Origin of the sequence: Sphingomonas sp. BLCC-B65, assembly GCF_028550675.1 — a bacterium.
GTDB lineage: Bacteria > Actinomycetota > Actinomycetes > Actinomycetales > Microbacteriaceae > Microbacterium.
In genome coordinates this window covers 1,768,234-1,784,379 of record NZ_JAQQGL010000001.1, presented here as the reverse complement: position 1 = coordinate 1,784,379, position 16,146 = coordinate 1,768,234, and the positions used below count along the sequence as shown (strand labels likewise).

The following is a 16,146-nucleotide window of genomic DNA, read 5'->3' as shown; positions in this document are numbered from 1 at the left end:
GCGCTTTGGCATCCCGATGAGTTCAAAGTACAACACGCACCGAGTGTCGGCAATCCGGCACCAGAAAGAGGAGTTTCGATGAAGAGACCACTCCGCATCCGAGGTTGGGTGGGCGCTGCAGCCCTCCTCGGCCTCGCATCGACCGGGCTCACCGCATGCAGCGGCGGCGCGAGCCCTGACCCGACCGGCCCCGTCGAGATCGTCATCGGCAATCAGCCGGCCGCGACCGAGACGGCGCGACTCGCGCAGTTCAACGCGCTCGTGGAGACCTTTAAGAAGGACCACCCGACGTACGTCGTCACCACGACCGAGGACGGTTGGGACGCTCAGACGTTCTCCGCCCGCCTCGCCGCCGGCGACCTTCCCACCGTCATGGGCGTGCCCTTCACGGAGATCCGCGGCCTCATCGAGCGCAAGCAGGTCGCCGACATCACGGATGCCGTCGACCAGCTCGGTGTCACCGCGAAGCTCAATCCGCAGCTGGTCGATCTGGTCAGCGCCGACGGGCGCTCCTACGGCGTTCCGACGATGGCGTACGCCATGGGGCTGGTGTACAACCGCGCCCTGTTCACGGCCGCGGGCCTCGATCCCGACTCCCCGCCCACGACGTGGGACGAGGTGCGCACGGCAGCCAAGACGATTCACGACAAGACCGGCGCCTACGGTTTCGCACAGGTCACCACCGACAACCAGGGCGGCTGGGTGCTGGGAGCCGAGGCGGCGTCGCGGGGCGGATCCCTCGTGAACGACAAGGGCGATCAAATCACCTTCGATGACAGTGCGACGACCGACGCGCTGCGCCTCATCCACGACATGCGCTGGACCGACGCCAGTATGTCGCCGAACGGGCTCATGGCGGCGCTCGACCTGGCGCAGGCATTCGCCGGCCGCCAGGTGGGGATGTTCGTCCTCCAGTCGGATGCCTATCGTCCGCTGACCGAACAGCTGGGCTTCCCCGGTTCCGACTTCGGCTTCGCGGCGATGCCGACCGCCACCGCCGGCCAGGCACCCGTCACGCTGTCCGGCGGCAACATCGAGGTCGTGCGCCCCGACGCATCTCCGGCACAGGTGAAGGCCGCGGTCGAGTGGGTGCAGCTGTCCGCTCTGGCGAAGTACGAGAGCAAGGATGCGGCACAGGCCGACGCGAAGGCACTGGCCACGCAGGGCTCGGCCGTCGCGATCCCGGGCCTGCCCGTGGTCACCAGCGCGGCGTACGACCAGTACCTGTCCTGGATCTCCGACCTCAACAACGTTCCGCTGGCGAACTTCCGGCCCTACCTCGACAAGGTCGCCGAGCAGAAGGTGCAGTCTGAACCGCCTGTGAAGGGCCAGGACATCTACGCGACGCTCGATCCGGTCGTGCAGGCCGTCATCACCGACCAGAACGCCGACATCGGCACCCTGGTATCCGACGCGGCGAAGAAGGCGCAGGCCGTCTTGTCCCGGTGAGCACCGTGCTCGCCCGCGGTGGGGCGGCGGCGCGCCGCCCCACCGCACCCCTCTCGACACCGACGGAGTCCCGCATGTCCGCCCGCTCTCGACGCCACCGGCGCAGCGATCTGGTCGCCCTCGCGATCGCCGCGCCGACGATCGTCGTCTTCGCCGCCTTCTCCTGGTGGCCCATCGTCCTCGGCGCGCTGATGAGCTTTCAGCGCACGACCTTCATCGGCCCCGTCGACTGGGTCGGGTGGGACAACTTCGTCTATGTGCTCGAGGACCCGCAGCTCGCTCAGGCGGTCGTGAACACGCTCTGGTTCACCGCGCTCGCGATCGTGTTCGGATTTCCGCTGCCCCTGGCGCTCGCCGTCGTGATCTCGACGGTGCGGGCGCGCGCCCGCGGGGCGTATGCGGCGCTCGCCTACTTCCCGGTGATCGTTCCGCCCGTCGTCGCGATTCTGCTGTGGCGGTTCGCGTACGACCCGGCGCCGACGGGCCTGTTCAACAGCGCGTTGCGGCCACTCGGAGTGGGCCCGTTCGCCTGGCTCAACGATGCCGCGCTGGCGATGCCGTCCATCGTGCTTCAGGCGACCTGGGCCGCTGCCGGGACGAGCGTCCTCGTCTACCTCGCGGCGCTGACCGCCGTGCGACCCGAGCTGTACGAAGCCGCCACGCTGGACGGCGCCGGTGTGTGGGGGCGAATCTGGCATGTGACGCTTCCGCAGATGCGCACGATCATCCTGATCATGCTGCTGCTCCAGCTCATCGGGGCCGCACAGGTATTCACCGAACCCTTCCTCATGACCTCCGGCGGACCGCAGAACGCCACGCTGACCGTGCTTCTGCTCATGTACCGCTACGCGTTCGGCGGGTCGGCGGATTACGGCGCGGCGACAGCGCTCGGAGTGCTCCTCGCGCTCGTGCTCGCCGTGCTCTCCACCGTCTACCTCCGACTCACCAGGAGGTGGCAAGAGTGAGCGAGGTCGCGATCCTCACCCCGGCCGAGCGCCGCCGCCGCGGCGTCGCGGTGCCGCTGTTCGTCGTGCATGCGCTCGTTCTCGTCGGGCTCGCGGTCGCCGGACTCGGCCCTCTGCTGTGGCTCGTCGCCGCATCGCTCGGAGAGACGGGTGACGTGCTCGCCGACCCGCTCGGCGTGTTCGCCCGGATGACCGAGTGGCAGCACTACGTCGACGCCTTCCGTGGCGTCGACACGGCGCGTCTGCTCGGTAACACCCTCGTGCTCGCCGCAGGTTCCGCCGCTGTGACGGTGGTGGTCGCCCTGAGCGCCGGATACGTCATCGCGATCATGCGCCCCCGATGGGCTCCGATCTTCTCGGCCGCGGTGCTCGCCACCATCTTCCTCCCGGCGATCGTGTCGTTCGTTCCGCTCTACCTGACCGTCGTCGACCTGTTCGGGACCGGTGTCTCGCTGCAGAACACCTACTGGGCCGTGTGGCTGCCCGCGGCGGCCAACGCGTTCGCGGTGCTGCTGGTCACGGGCTTCCTGCGAGGCCTGCCGCGCGAACTCATCGAGGCCGCGCAGATCGACGGGGCCGGTCCCCTCCGGATCATGTGGAGCGTGGTCCTGCCGCTTGCGCGCCCGATCCTCGGGGTCGTCGCCCTGCTCGCGGCGATCGGAGCCTGGAAGGACTATCTCTGGCCGTCGCTGGTGCTCACCGACCCGAAGCTGCGCCCGATCTCGGTGGCGCTGCCGATGCTCGAGCGGACGAACGAGTTGACGACGTTCTTCGCGATCCTCGTGGTCGCCGCTGTCGTGCCCATCGCACTCTTCCTCGTCTTCCAGCGGCCGCTTCTCGCGAATGCGGGCTTCTCGGCCGGCATGAAGGACTGAGGATCGCACTCCGTCCGCAACGGTGCGGACGGTGCACCTGAAGGAGAACCCATGAAACGACGGATCGTCCCCCTCCGTCTGCGCATCGCGACCGCTCGCCCGCGGCCCCGGACGCTCGGCCGTCTCGCGCTCGCAGCGGCGATCGTCGCCGGCGGCCTGACGGCCGGCGCCGTGTCGGCCCCCGCCGCGATCGCGGCCGGAACGACCTATTACATCGACAGCGCGACCGGCAATGACGCCGCGGCCGGCACCAGCCCGGCGACGGCGTGGAAGTCCCTCGCCGCGGCCACGTCGCGCACGTTCGCGGCGGGTGACAGCATCCTGCTCGCACGCGGTGGTGCGTGGAGCGGTCAGCTCGCGCCCAAGGGCTCCGGTGCGTCGGGGGCGCCGATCACCATCTCGGCCTACGGCACCGGCGCGGCGCCGTCGATCTCGGGTGCACCGCTGGCGACCGGCGGCGCCGTCCAGCTCGAGAACCAGAGCTGGTGGACCATCGAGAATCTCGCCATCACGAACAACTCCGGCACCGACAACTTCGGCGCGACGACGCCGGGCACCGCGCGCGCCGGCATCCAGGTGCGAAACTCCGCGGGCAACACGACCCTGCGGGGGATCGTCATCCGCGGCAACACCGTGAGCGACGTGAACGGGTGCTTCGCATGCAGCGGCCTCGACGCCCATGACAACGGTGGCATCGTCGTCGACACGACCGCCATGGGTGCCAACTTCGACGGCGTGCTCATCGAGAACAACCACGTCGAGAACGTCGGCCGCACGGGCATCGTCGTCTGGGACAACAGCTACTTCACGACCAGCCAGACGGTCGTCGTGCAGTCCGCACTCACGTCGAACGTGCGCGTTCGCGCCAACACCGTCATCGATCCCGACAGCGACGGCATCCTCGCCTTCGGAACCGACGGCGCCGTGCTGGAGAGCAACGTGGTGCGCGGCGCCGGTCAGCGCACCTTCGAGGGCTCCGACATGCCCGCATCCGCCGGCATCTGGCCCACGCGGGGCATGAACACCCTCGTGCAGTTCAACGAAGTGTCCGGCACGCGCCTCCACAAGACGGACGGCCAGGGCTTCGACGTCGACATGGGCAGCACGAACACGCGCGTTCAGTACAACTACTCTCACGACAACGAGGGCGGCTTCCTCCTGCTGATGGGCGGCTTCTCGAGCGATGTCGTCGTGCGCGGCAACCTGTCGATCAACGACGCGTGGGGCGGTCAGAAGGGCGTCATCACGTTCTCGTGGGGTGTGCCGGCGCCGGTGCGCATCTACAACAACACGATCGTGATCCCCCCGGGTTCTCCGGCCAAGCCGATCTACTGCGACGGGGATGCCGGGGCGTGCGCGTCCTCGACGCCCGGCCAGTGGTGGTTCACGAACAACATCGTCGACAACCGCGGCACGGGGGAGTACACCTACCCGGGCCTGGGGACGAACGCGGTCTTCTCGTCGAACCTCTTCTCGGGGAACCATCCGGTGAGTGAGCCGGCGGACGCGGCGAAGATCACCGCCGATCCCGCGTTCGTCGCTCCGGGGACGACGGGTGACGGCTTCGGCGTGGCGAACGCGTACAAGCTGACGGCTGGGTCCCCGGCGATCTCCAGCGGCGCCGTGCAGTCCGCCAACGGGCTGCGCGACTTCTTCGGCAACGCGGTCTCGCCCACCGCGGCACCCTCACGCGGCTTCCATGAAGCCGCACCGCCGTCGCCCGCCCCGGCGCTGTTCGATCCGGCGGCGGACTGGAGCATCAGCACCGCGCGATCGGCGAACATCGTCATCGACACGACGGGGCCGCTGTCGAACATGGCCGGCGATGCGGCACGGTTCAAGCGCACCAACAACGCCGCCGGCTGGATCCGGTGGGATGCGGCACCGGGCAAGGTCGTGACCCTCACGACCTTCCACTTCTCGCAGCCGCCGTCGGCGATCACGATCGTGGCACTGGACGCCTCGGGGGTCGAGACCGCCGTGCCGACGACGGCGACGGCCGCGGTCGCGACGACCAACGGATGGACCACGCGCACCATCACGAGCGGGGCGCTGCCGGCGGCGACCCGAGCCGTCGAGGTGCGCTTCGGACCGGTCTCCGCCTGGGGCATCCAGGTCGGCGACGTCACGATCAATTGATGACCCCTCGGCGGCGGTGGCGGACCCGACCCCGCCGCCGCCGAGGCGACCACGCTCCACCGGAGGCGATGATGATCGAGCACGCTCTGATGCTGCGCGCACCCCGCAGCGACGACCGCGTGGTCATCGATGGTGCGCCGCGATTCACCCGGATCATCGATATTCCTGCGCGACACGGCCCCGTGGTCACCGCTCGGCTCGCCGTCACCGCGGAGGGTCTCGTGGAGCCCGCCATCGACGGCGTCGGTGTGGGCCGCGACGTGCTGAGCCCGGGATGGACCTCCTACCCGTGGCGGCTGCGGGTGGCCACCCACGACGTGACGGCGATGATCGTCGCCGGTGCCCGTCACGAGCTGCGGCTCACCGCGGGCCGGGGATGGTACTGCGGCCGTCTGGGGTGGTGGGGTGCGGAGCGTCTCTACGGTGACGAGCCGGGTGTGGCGGCCGCGCTGGAGATCACCTTCGCGGACGGCTCGACGCTCGGCGTGGTCACGGACGCGACATGGGACGTCACCGCGTCGGCAATCGTCCGTGACGATCTGTACGACGGGCAGACCATCGACCTCACCCGGGACGGCGGCCGCTCGCATCCCCCCGACACGGAACGGATCGACGCGACGCGGCTCGTGCCGCGGATCGGCCCGCCGATCGTGCGACACGAGGTCATCTCACCCGCGGAGATGTCGACCGACGGGTCCGACGCGGTGATCGTCGACTTCGGTCAGAACCTCGTCGGGTGGACGCGACTGCGCGTGCAGGGCCCGCGCGGTCACGTCCTCCGCATCCGTCATGCCGAGGTGCTCGAACACGGAACGCTCGCCACGAGACCGCTGCGTTCGGCCCGCGCCGAAGACATCGTGACGCTGAGCGGCGGCGAGGACGTCATCGAGCCGACGTTCACCTTCCACGGCTTCCGGTACGCCCGCATCGAAGGGTGGGATGCCGTCGAGGGGTCGGTCGAGGCGGTGGTCGTCGGCAGCGACCTCGAACGCACGGGACGCTTCTCCTGCGGTGATGCCCTCCTCGACAGGTTCCACCAGAACGTCGTGTGGAGCCTTCGCGGCAACACCGTCGGCCTCCCCACCGACTGTCCTCAGCGCGATGAACGCCTGGGATGGACCGGCGACATCGCGGTCTTCGCACCCACGGCCTGCTTCCTGTTCGACATGTCGGCCTTCCTGCGCGACTGGCTCGCCGATCTGCGGGCGGAGCAGCGGGCTGCACAGGGTCGCGTGCCGTACGTCGTGCCGGATGTGCTGCGCAGCTGGACGGTCGATCCGGGTGCCGAGCCGGAGTCCGCGGCGATCTGGAGCGACGCCGCCGTGTGGGTGCCGTGGGCGATATGGGAGGCCTACGGCGATGTCGCTGTGCTCGAGGAGAGCTACGAGAGCATGACCGCACACGTCGAGCGTGTGTGCGGACGGCTCTCCGCGCGTGGCGTGTGGGAGGGCGACTTCCAGTTCGGCGACTGGCTCGATCCGACGGCACCACCCGACGATCCGTTCGCCGCGGTCGCCGATCGCGATGTGATCGCCACCGCGGCTCTGTATCGGAGTGTCGCCATCGTGGCGCAGACGGCGCGCGTTCTGGGGAGAGCGGAGGACGCCCGCGACGCCGAGCTGCGGGCCGATCGTCTGCGGCGCGACTTCGCACGGGTCTACGCCACGGCGAACGGGCGCCTGCGCTCGGACGCCCCGGCCGTCTACGCCCTCGCGATCGTCTCCGGTGTGCTGACAGCGGATGCCGCGCGTGCAGCAGGCCGCCGCCTCGCCGAACTGGTTCGCACCGCTGGTCACCGCGTCAACGCCGGCTTCGCGGGCGCGCCGTACCTCTGCGACGCACTCACGCGCACCGGCCACCTCGACGACGCGCACGCGCTGATGCTCAACGTGAACCCGCCGTCCTGGCTCGCCCCCGTGGCGCAGGGCGCGACGACGATCTGGGAGCGGTGGGACTCGCTGCTGCCCGACGGCAGCGTGAACCCCGGGGAGATGACGAGCTTCAACCACTACGCCCTCGGCGCGGTCGCCGACTGGATGCATCGCGTCATCGGCGGTCTCGTCCCGGCGGCGCCGGGGTGGGCTCGGGTGCGCATCGACCCGCGTCCGCCGGCGGGCCTCCCCTGGGCATCGACGAGCATCGACTCTCCGCGCGGGCGCATCGCGCTCTCCTGGTGGCGAGACGGGGAGGGCGCTCTGCGCGCCGAGTACGAGGCTCCGGACGGCGTCGAGGTCGACATCGCGCCGGCAATGGCCGGTCGGGTGAAACGCGTCGACGTCGTCACGAGGGCTGCGCCGCACCGCGTCGACGGGTGAGGCGGCCGGCGCGATCTCAGCCCGCGGCGGCCGACTCCACGATCGACAGTCCGCGCCCGCGCAGGCGCAGGCGGTCCTCGGACAGCGAAGCGAGCAGCCGGTCGCGCGTGCCGCGGGCGTGCGCGACGACGAGCGCCCGTGCGCGCTCGGCATCCCGGGCGGCGACCGCGGTCACGATCTCCCGGTGTTCGGCGGCCGCCTGGGCCCGGGAGGCGGCGCTGCGCACCTCGAGCCACCGCGTGCGGCTGAGGCGCAGAAGCGTGCCGGCGATCGCGTCGACCAGGAACGGGTTGCGCGACAGTCGTGCCAGGGCGACGTGGAAGTCGCTGCCGTCGCGCAGGACCGCGTCGGCATCGTCGTGCTCGCCGCCGGCGCGAACGATCGCATCGAGGCTTTCGAGGTCCGCATCCTCGGCACGGTCCACGGCGAGCGCCACGACCGCGGTCTCGAGGGCCTCGCGGTACTCCATGAGCGCACGGATCTCGCTGAGGTCGATCGGAGTGACCCGCCAGGTGCGGGCGTCGCGAAGCGTCAGGCCTTCGTTCTCGAGGCGCATGAGGGCGGCGCGGATGGGGGTGCGGGATGCGCCCAGCATCGACTCGAGGCCCCGTTCACTCAGCCGCTCACCCGGTAACAGGTCGAGGGACAGGATGGCGGCGCGGAGGCGCTCGTACGGACCGCTCGTCTCGGGGGAGGTGGTCATCATCGCTCCTCTGGTGCACCAAAGTGGTATACCAGAGTGTACCCGACGGAGGATCCGACGATGCCGAGCACGAAAACGACGACGGCCACGCCCACGCGGGCGTGGCTGATGCTGGCCCTGGGTGTGCTGGCACAGGCCGCCGGCACCCTCCTGGTGTCGGCGCCGGCGTATCTGATCCCGCTCCTGCACACCGAGCGCGCCATGCCGCTCGCGCAGGCCGGGCTTCTGGCATCGGCGCCCACCATCGGCATGGTGTGCACGCTCGTCGCGTGGGGGGTCCTCACCGACCGCTACGGCGAGCGGCAGATCATCGCCGGCGGACTCGTCCTCACCGCGGTGTTCTCGCTCGCTGCCGCCGCAGCGAGCGGCGACGGATATCTCGTTCTCGGCGTGCTCCTCGCCTTCGGTGGCGCCGCCTCGGCCAGCACGAACGCCGCCAGCGGCCGCGTCGTGATCGGCTGGTTCCCCGTGGAGCGCCGCGGACTCGCGATGGGCATCCGCCAGATGTCCCAGCCGCTCGGCGTCGCCACCGCTGCGCTGATCGTTCCACCGCTGGCCGACGGCGGGCTCGCCGCGCCCTTCGTCGTGGTCGCCGTCGTGACGGCGGCGCTCGCCGTGCTCTGCGCGTGGGGCATCCGCAATCCTCCGCGACCTGCGCGCCGCGCCGGTGGAGCGGATGCCGCGGCCAACCCCTATCGCGCCGGCGCGTTCCTGGTCCGCATCCACGTGGCCTCGGCTCTGCTCGTCGTCCCGCAGTTCGCGCTCTCGATCTTCGGCCTGGTGTGGCTGGTGACGGCGATGGGATGGAGTGCGGCGGCGGCCGGCGTCCTCGTGGCGGCGTCGCAGTTCGTGGGCGCGCTGGGCCGGATCGTCGTGGGCCACCTCAGCGACCGCGTCGGCACGCGCGTCGGCGTGCTGCGGTGGGTGGCCGGCGCCGGTGTCGTGGCGATGGCGGCGCTCGCGGTCGCCGGCGCCGTGCACGCCGACGCGCTCGTCGGCGTGCTGTATCTCGTCGCGTCCACGATCGCGGTCGCCGACAACGGCCTCGCGTACACGTCGGTGGCCGAAGCGGCCGGACCCTTCTGGTCGGGTCGCGCCCTCGGCATCCAGAACACCGGGCAGTTCGTCGCGGCGTCGGCGGTCGGCCCGCTGGTCGGGTCGCTCGTCACCCTGGTCGGCTACCCCCTCGCCTTCGCGCTGGTCGGCGCGACGCCGCTCGCCGCGCTCGCGATCACTCCCCGCCGAGACCGCGGCATGCACGGTTAGCGTGGTGTCATGAACGACCCGCATCGCTCCACCGTCGTCGTCTCCGGTGCCGGCACCGGTATCGGCCGTGCCGCCGCCCTCCGCCTCGCCGCATCCGGTCGCCACGTCACCCTCGTCGGCCGCCGGCGGGCACCGCTCGAGGAGGTCGCCGCCCACGATCCGTCGTCGTTCCTCGTCGTGGATGCCGACGTCAGCACCCCCGACGGCGCGCGCCGTGTGGCGGATGCCGTGCGCGACGCGGGGCTGGGCTGTGTCGGTGTGGTCGCCTCCGCCGGCGGGAACGCCCCCGCGGCGTCCGACGACAGCCTCGAAGCAGTCCGCGATCACTGGCGTGCGGGATTCGACCTCAACGTCGTGACCGCGGTCCTGCTGGTCGAAGCGCTGCGACCCGCGCTGGAAGCCGACGGGGGGCGCGTCGTGCTGCTGTCGTCGGTCTCGGCCCTGCGTGGCTCGCGGACCGGTTCGTACGGTGCGTCCAAGGCTGCCCTGCACGCGTGGATGTTCGATCTCGCCGCGCAGCTGGGCCGCTTCGGCGGCACAGCCAACGTCGTCGCACCGGGATTCGTGCCCGGGACCGAGTTCTGGGCGGGGGTCTCGGACGACGTCGTGCAGAACCGCATCGCGCAGACCCTCGTCGGCCGGGTGGGCACGGCCGAGGAGATCGGCGGGATCATCGCCTGGCTGCTCGGTCCGGATGCCGGGTGGGTGACCGGCCAGATCATCTCGGCGAACGGCGGCATGGTGCTCGGACGCTGAACGCCGCCGGTCACTCGGCATCCGCCGACTCGCATCGGCGCGGAATCAGTGCAGATCGTGGAGCCGTCGCAGCGTCTCCTCGGCGCCGCGACCGTCGCGCTCGGCGAGCTGGCGTCGCAGCGCGTCGAAGAGGTCGACGCGACCGGCCGCTGCCGTGAGGAACGGGTCCCAACCGCGCAGATTCCGCTCGATCGTCAGCGCCACCTCGCGAACGACGCCGATGAACACCGTGTTGTGGGTGGCGCGGGTCATGAGCTCGAACATCTGCGTACAGCGGGAGAACAGCGACGCGATGTCGCGGTGCGCCGCGCTGTCGACGACGGTGCCGGCCACCGCGACGATGCCGTCGAGCTCGGCGTCGGTGGCGTTGGCGAGCGCGAGACGGATCGCGTTGCCCATGAGGTAGGCGGTGAACACTCCGGTTTCGCGTCGCACGCGCTCGTCGGGCACGGACACGCGGGTGTAGCGTCCGACGGCGATCTCGACGAGGCCGAAACGCTCCAGGCGCTGCAGAGCCTCTCGCACGGGAGTGCGCGAGATGCCCAACTGCGCCGCGATGTCGCCGTCGCGCAGACGTTCTCCGGGCGCGAGGGAGCCATCAACGATGGCCGCGCCGATGCGCGCGTAGACCTCGTCGCTCAGGCTCACGCCCGTGGTCAGATCGTTGTGATCGATCGGTCGAAGAAAAGTAGACATCTTGCTGAGACGGTTCGGGTCATCTCAGTGACGAGTGTACGGCTGCCGGCCGCCGGCGGGCGAGCGTGTCGGGGTTGCCACCTTTGGCTGTGTTCTTGCAACGTTTGTGTCACCTTGTCTCATCTGATACTGCGCGAGGCCATGCCGACCGTTAGCGTGGAGCCCGTCGGCGCACTCGCGTCGTCATCGCACGTCAGTAAGGCAGTTCATGAGCACCAGCGGTACCGTCAAGTGGTTCAACTCGGAGAAGGGCTTCGGGTTCATCGCTCCCGATGAGGGCGGCGCTGACGTCTTCGCCCACTACTCCGCCATTCAGTCGGGCGGCTACCGCTCGCTCGAGGAGAACCAGCGCGTCGAGTTCGAGATCGCCCAGGGCCCCAAGGGCCTGCAGGCGGAGAACATCCGACCCCTGTGAGTTCGACGGCCCGCTTTCGAGCGGGCCGTTTTCACGTCGGAGCGAGCCGTCGTCCACACTGTGTGGGACGACGGCTCGTTCGTCGTGAGCGAGGATCACTCCAGATCGAGCCGCACGATCTGCTCGGCGCCGACGGCGGCAGCGGCGACGGCGGCCACGAGGTCGGGGTAGGCCGGCAGGATCTCCGGCGTGCGCTTCGATGATCCCGGCAGCCCGAGCAGCCAGCGGCGGGTGGTTCCCGTCGGATCGACGACGACGAGTCGGCGGCGGGGATAGGCGGGCGGGCTGAGACGCACGGCGCGCTGCTGTGCGAGGAAGAAGGTCTGCCCGTCGACCGTGACGGCACCCGCCGACACATCGACGCGTCCGGGTACCGAGCGAGCCCGCGCGGCGGTGACGAGCGCGACGACGCCCAGGATCACCGCGAGCACGAGCAGCAGTGGCACGACCACGACCGACACGATCTCGCGATCGTCGCGCACCAGCACGCCCGACATCGCCACGGCGATCGTGACGACGGCGATGGCGACGACAACGGCGGCCGCGACGCCGGCGCGACGTGCGCTGCGCCGCACTGCCGTGGCATCGGGGCTGAAGCTCCGCGTGCCGACGAGAGACGCAGCGGTGTGGATGCCGTCGGCCTCTCGGACGGCGACGTGTTCCGTGAGCGGCGAGAGCAGGGCCACCAGCTCGGTGAACGCCTCGCGTGACAGCGGGACGTTCACTTCGTCGCGGCGGCCGGGCGACTCCACGATCAGCGTCCGATCGACACCGGACGGGATGCCGTTGGTGTAGCGCTTGGTGATGCGACTGGTGAACGCCGCGTTCGAGCGCTCCCATCGATGCAGCAGCTGTCCGGGACGGCGGATCTCGACGGCGTCGCGGTCGACGATCACGCGCGTGTTCGCGTACCAGAGCGCGCTGCCCCACACGAGCGCGACGACGATGACCGCGGCCGTGATGGCGAGAGTGGCCCGCGTCGACCTGCTCGTGGTGACGGGCAGGAACGAGGGCAGGGCGAACAGTGCCAGGGCGCCGAGGACCGCCGACAGGACGAGGGCGCCGAGCGCCCGTCGGGCGAGAGAGCCGCGGAAGACGACCTGCTCGCCCGACGGCGTGCTCATCGGGCGGCGCCGGCGAGGCTGCCGGTCACCTTGCCGGACCGGTCGTAGACGATGCACGAGATCAGGCGGTCGTCGGCGCCCTCCCAGCTGTCCTTCGTCGGGAACAGGTAGCTGAACTCGAGCGTCGACTCTTCGTACGGCACGCCGACGAACGTCGAGAAGGCGTCTCCGCATCCCTTCTCGGCGGCGTCGGTCACCGCGCTGTCGCCGGGGTAGTCACCGGCCGGCATCGTCAGGTCGTAGTACACCTCGTTGTCGTGCGGGTCGGTGCAGGGCACGGCGGGAACATCGCTGATCTGCTCGCCACTCTGGTCGTTGAAGCAGTCGCCGACCTTGATGGTGAACGCGTCGGCCTTGCCGGATTCCGTCACCTGTCCGGTGTCGGCGTCGCGGACGGCCTGATCACCCCCGATCAGGTTCGTGATCGTGGAGCAGCCTCCGAGGAGGATCACGCTCGACACGAGGGCGGCGGCGGGGATGATGCGGTGCAGGCGCATGGGGCACTCTTTCCGGTTACGTATGTCGACTCACACTGGCCGCACGCTCCCACGCTCCGCGTGAGAGGAACAGGGGCACGTCACCGACTCCCGGCCGTGCCCCGGCCGTGCAGCGCCCCCAATATATCGGTAGAGCTCAGCCGGCGTGAGACGCCGTCTCATCATCGATGAGCAGCAGTGCCCGCAGCTGCGCCGCGTTCTCCACGGCGGCCGACGCACCATCGGCCTCGTGGGGCCAGCTGAAGCCCCACCGCACGAAGACCACCGGCACCCCTTGCGCGGCGCCGCCCTCGACGTCGTGGTGGCGGTCGCCGATGAGCACCGGACGGCTCGTGTCGACGCCCGCCGCACGCAGCCGCCGCAGGGCCTCGGCGACGATGTCGGACTTCGATGCGAGCGTCTTCTCGTCGGGGGTGGAGCCGACCATCGCCGTCATGTGCGGCGCCAGATCGAAGTGCTCCATGAGTGCGACGACCTGCACCTCCGGCTTCGAGCTCGCCGTCGCCTGGGAGATTCCCGCAGCGTCGAGGTCGGCGATGATCTCGGCCACCCCCGGGTACAGTCGCGCTCCCGTGGTGTAACCGTCGGCCTTGCCCAGGGTGCGGTAGTACGCGACGGCCTCGGTGGCCTGCTCCGGGGTCATGCCGACGTTGTCCTGGAACGAGTTGAACATCGGCGGGCCGATCCAGTGCTCGAGCTCGTCACGCGTCGGTGCGGGCTTGCCGAAGTGCTCGAGGGCGGTCGTGAGGCGCCGGAGGATGCCGTCGGAAGCGTCGACGAGGGTCCCGTCGACGTCCCAGAGCACGCACGTGAAAGGGGATCGCATCGTCATGGGTCCAGCCTAGGGTGCCGTCAGAACAGTCGCGGCGCGCCCGATTCGACGCCCTTCATGCCTTCGTAGTCGAGGGTCACGCAACGGATGCCGCGGTCGCCGGCGAGCGTCTTGGCTTGCGGTTTGATCTCTTGGGCGGCGAACACTCCCGCCACCGGTGCGAGGTGCGGGTCGCGGTTGAGCAGCTCCAGGTACCGAGTGAGCTGCTCGACGCCGTCGATGTCGCCACGGCGCTTGACCTCGACCGCGATGGTGCCGCCCGCGGGATTGCGCAGCAGCAGGTCCACGGGGCCGATCGCCGTCGGGAACTCCCGGCGCACGAGAGTGAGGCCGTCCCCGATCACATCGACCTGCTCGGCGAGCAGGCGCTGCAGGTCGGCCTCGACGCCGTCCTTCTGCAGGCCGGGATCGACACCGAGCTCGTGCGACGAGTCGTGCAGAACCTCGTAGATCCGAACGAGAAGCGCATCGCCGGTCTTCGCGTGGGTGACGCGCCAGTGTTCGATCACACCGGCCGACGCAGACTCGGCATCCGGTGCCTCGACGGTCAGGGTGCACGGAGGGCTCATCCAGTTGAGCGGGGCGTGCTGAATGTCCCGATGGAACGCGACGGTGCCGTCGGCCTTGATCATGATCAGGCGGGTCGCCAGCGGAAGATGGGTGTTCAGCCGTCCGGAGTAGTCGACGGAGCAGCGGGCGATGATGAGACGCACTCGTCCAGTCTCGCAGGGCGCGCGGGGAGAACCCGCGCGGTCGCTCAGAAGGGTGGCACGGATTCCGCGGGTGGATGCGGTGGTGGGTCGACCGTGAACGCCACGAGGGGGACGGGGGCGTCTTCTCGGTAGACCCGTCCGGTGGGTGAGGTCCATTCGAGGATGCCGCCGGGGTGTTGTCGCACTCTCCACGCGGTGAACTGCTTCATCGAGTGGTGCCGCTGACACAGGTGGGCGAGGTTCCAGAGGGCAGTGGGGCCGCCCTGCGCGTGGTCGACGGTGTGGTCGATCTCGCAGCGGATCGCTGCCCGTCGGCATCCGGGGAACCGGCAGTGCTGGTCGCGCGCGCGGAGAAATCGACGCTGCGACTGTGCGGTGCGGTACCGATCGACGGCGATCACGGTCCCGTCGACGGGGTCGGTGAGGATCCGGGTGAGCGTGGGCGCGTTTGCGGCGAGAGCGCGGGCGGTATCGGCGTCGACCGGGGTACGTCCGACGAGGTCGGCGGGTCCGTCGTCGGCGTCGAGCAGGGTGAGTGCGGGGACGATGACCTGAACCTGCGCGCGGATCGCGCCCAGGGCCCCGGGCCGGTCGCCGACCGCGCTGGGGTCGAGGGTCGGGCTGCCGGTGAGCAGCATGTCGCAGAGCACGTCGGCGCGAATCTGATCCATCGTCCGCGTATCGCCATCGCCAACGCCGTCGCCCTCGTGATGGCGGCTGTCGGCGATCACCATCGCCTGCTGCGTAAGACGGTCGAGGATGCCGTGGGCGATGACCGTCGGCACTGTCGCGACGAGGTCGGACATGCCATCAGCCCCGGGGATCACCCGGACCCGGCGGCACGCGCTCGCCGTGCGGTGGCGCTCGGTGAAGGAACGCTCCGCGGTGCGTTCGGCGAGAATCTCCACCGCCGCCCGCACCCGGTTGGGCGTATCCCCCTCACAGAGCCGGATCGCCTCCGCTTCGAACTCCGCCCGCCGCTCGGCGGGAACGAGCCCGCCGGCATCCACGATCACCCGCACATGACCACGCGTGATCCGCTCCGCCTCCCACGCGTCGAGGGTCGCGGGGTAGCTTTCGACGAGTTCACGCGCCTCACCGATCCGCTGCTGCACCGTCCGATCGGTCACCCGCAGCACCCCACCCAGCTCCGCCGCGATCGAGCGCAACACCATGTCATGCTCCCGCACCGACCCCCGCTGTGCCGCCGCCTCCCGCTCCGCGAGCTGACCCGCCCGCGCCAGCACCCGCACCTCCGCGACCTGCGCCGCCGTTACAGCGCGAGCCACCGCCTCAGCGTCCGCAACGAGACCCGACAGTACAGCCACGAACCGGCCGCCGCTCTCGATGACGCCCCCCGGCGCGATCTCCGTCATACCCCGAGTGTACGGCGACATTCGG

15 protein-coding genes are annotated in these 16,146 nt (G+C 70.3%); 8 read left to right on the top strand and 7 right to left on the bottom strand.

The genetic code is table 11. From position 1 onward, the window contains the following. Window positions 1-78: 78 nt before the first annotated feature. The 5 genes from PP359_RS08380 to PP359_RS08360 all read left to right on the top strand — a co-directional run bounded on the left by PP359_RS08380 (window position 79) and on the right by PP359_RS08360 (window position 7,743). Window positions 79-1,449: an ABC transporter substrate-binding protein gene (locus PP359_RS08380; RefSeq protein WP_112932195.1), complete on the top strand. Its 1,371-nt coding sequence runs from the start codon at window positions 79-81 to the stop codon at window positions 1,447-1,449. Between the two features lie 74 nt (window positions 1,450-1,523). Further along, the gene (locus tag PP359_RS08375; protein WP_135949536.1) at window positions 1,524-2,414 is read left to right on the top strand and encodes a carbohydrate ABC transporter permease; all 891 of its coding nucleotides are present in this window, start codon (window positions 1,524-1,526) and stop codon (window positions 2,412-2,414) included. Then, complete coding sequence (locus PP359_RS08370) at window positions 2,411-3,289, top strand: carbohydrate ABC transporter permease (protein ID WP_239498508.1); 879 nt, start codon at window positions 2,411-2,413, stop codon at window positions 3,287-3,289. Before PP359_RS08375 ends, PP359_RS08370 begins: the two co-directional genes overlap by 4 nt. Window positions 3,290-3,340: 51 nt before the next feature. Next, on the top strand, window positions 3,341-5,428 hold the full coding sequence (locus PP359_RS08365) for a right-handed parallel beta-helix repeat-containing protein (RefSeq protein ID WP_347418178.1): 2,088 nt from the start codon (window positions 3,341-3,343) through the stop codon (window positions 5,426-5,428). 71 nt (window positions 5,429-5,499) lie between these two features. Further along, a complete protein-coding gene (locus tag PP359_RS08360) occupies window positions 5,500-7,743 on the top strand; it encodes an alpha-L-rhamnosidase (RefSeq protein ID WP_347418179.1) in 2,244 nt (747 codons plus the stop codon). 16 nt (window positions 7,744-7,759) lie between these two features. Here PP359_RS08360 and PP359_RS08355 read toward each other — a convergent pair whose 3' ends face one another. Continuing rightward, complete coding sequence (locus PP359_RS08355; protein ID WP_036319583.1) at window positions 7,760-8,446, bottom strand: GntR family transcriptional regulator; 687 nt, start codon at window positions 8,444-8,446, stop codon at window positions 7,760-7,762. A gap of 60 nt (window positions 8,447-8,506) precedes the next feature. Between PP359_RS08355 and PP359_RS08350 the strand changes: the two genes are divergently transcribed. Together PP359_RS08350 and PP359_RS08345 are read left to right on the top strand one after the other, a co-directional pair. Further along, entirely contained in the window at window positions 8,507-9,712 is a 1,206-nt protein-coding gene (locus PP359_RS08350; RefSeq protein ID WP_347418180.1) for an MFS transporter, read from the top strand. Between the two features lie 9 nt (window positions 9,713-9,721). Continuing rightward, a complete protein-coding gene (locus PP359_RS08345; RefSeq protein WP_347418181.1) occupies window positions 9,722-10,468 on the top strand; it encodes an SDR family NAD(P)-dependent oxidoreductase in 747 nt (248 codons plus the stop codon). Between the two features lie 45 nt (window positions 10,469-10,513). Here PP359_RS08345 and PP359_RS08340 read toward each other — a convergent pair whose 3' ends face one another. Beyond that, window positions 10,514-11,164: a GntR family transcriptional regulator gene (locus PP359_RS08340; RefSeq protein ID WP_347418182.1), complete on the bottom strand. Its 651-nt coding sequence runs from the start codon at window positions 11,162-11,164 to the stop codon at window positions 10,514-10,516. A 208-nt stretch (window positions 11,165-11,372) separates the two neighbouring features. Here PP359_RS08340 and PP359_RS08335 point away from each other — a divergent pair, with 208 nt between their 5' ends. Continuing rightward, window positions 11,373-11,579 carry a cold-shock protein gene (locus PP359_RS08335; protein ID WP_028496198.1) on the top strand — a complete coding sequence of 69 codons (207 nt, stop codon included), beginning with the start codon at window positions 11,373-11,375 and terminating at the stop codon, window positions 11,577-11,579. A 95-nt stretch (window positions 11,580-11,674) separates the two neighbouring features. Here the strand turns inward: PP359_RS08335 and PP359_RS08330 are convergent, their stop codons facing one another. The 5 genes from PP359_RS08330 to PP359_RS08310 form a co-directional block, all read right to left on the bottom strand. Further along, on the bottom strand, window positions 11,675-12,703 hold the full coding sequence (locus PP359_RS08330) for a hypothetical protein (protein ID WP_347418183.1): 1,029 nt from the start codon (window positions 12,701-12,703) through the stop codon (window positions 11,675-11,677). Continuing rightward, window positions 12,700-13,200 carry a septum formation family protein gene (locus PP359_RS08325; protein ID WP_036319444.1) on the bottom strand — a complete coding sequence of 167 codons (501 nt, stop codon included), beginning with the start codon at window positions 13,198-13,200 and terminating at the stop codon, window positions 12,700-12,702. The genes PP359_RS08330 and PP359_RS08325 overlap by 4 nt, the downstream gene beginning before the upstream one ends. A 136-nt stretch (window positions 13,201-13,336) precedes the next feature. Continuing rightward, on the bottom strand, window positions 13,337-14,032 hold the full coding sequence (locus PP359_RS08320) for an HAD hydrolase-like protein (RefSeq protein ID WP_347418184.1): 696 nt from the start codon (window positions 14,030-14,032) through the stop codon (window positions 13,337-13,339). A 20-nt stretch (window positions 14,033-14,052) separates the two neighbouring features. Further along, complete coding sequence (gene nucS, locus PP359_RS08315; RefSeq protein WP_039415284.1) at window positions 14,053-14,745, bottom strand: endonuclease NucS; 693 nt, start codon at window positions 14,743-14,745, stop codon at window positions 14,053-14,055. A 44-nt stretch (window positions 14,746-14,789) separates the two neighbouring features. Continuing rightward, window positions 14,790-16,121, bottom strand: coding sequence for an HNH endonuclease signature motif containing protein (locus PP359_RS08310; RefSeq protein ID WP_499250321.1), 1,332 nt, complete (start codon window positions 16,119-16,121; stop codon window positions 14,790-14,792). Window positions 16,122-16,146 lie beyond the last annotated feature (25 nt).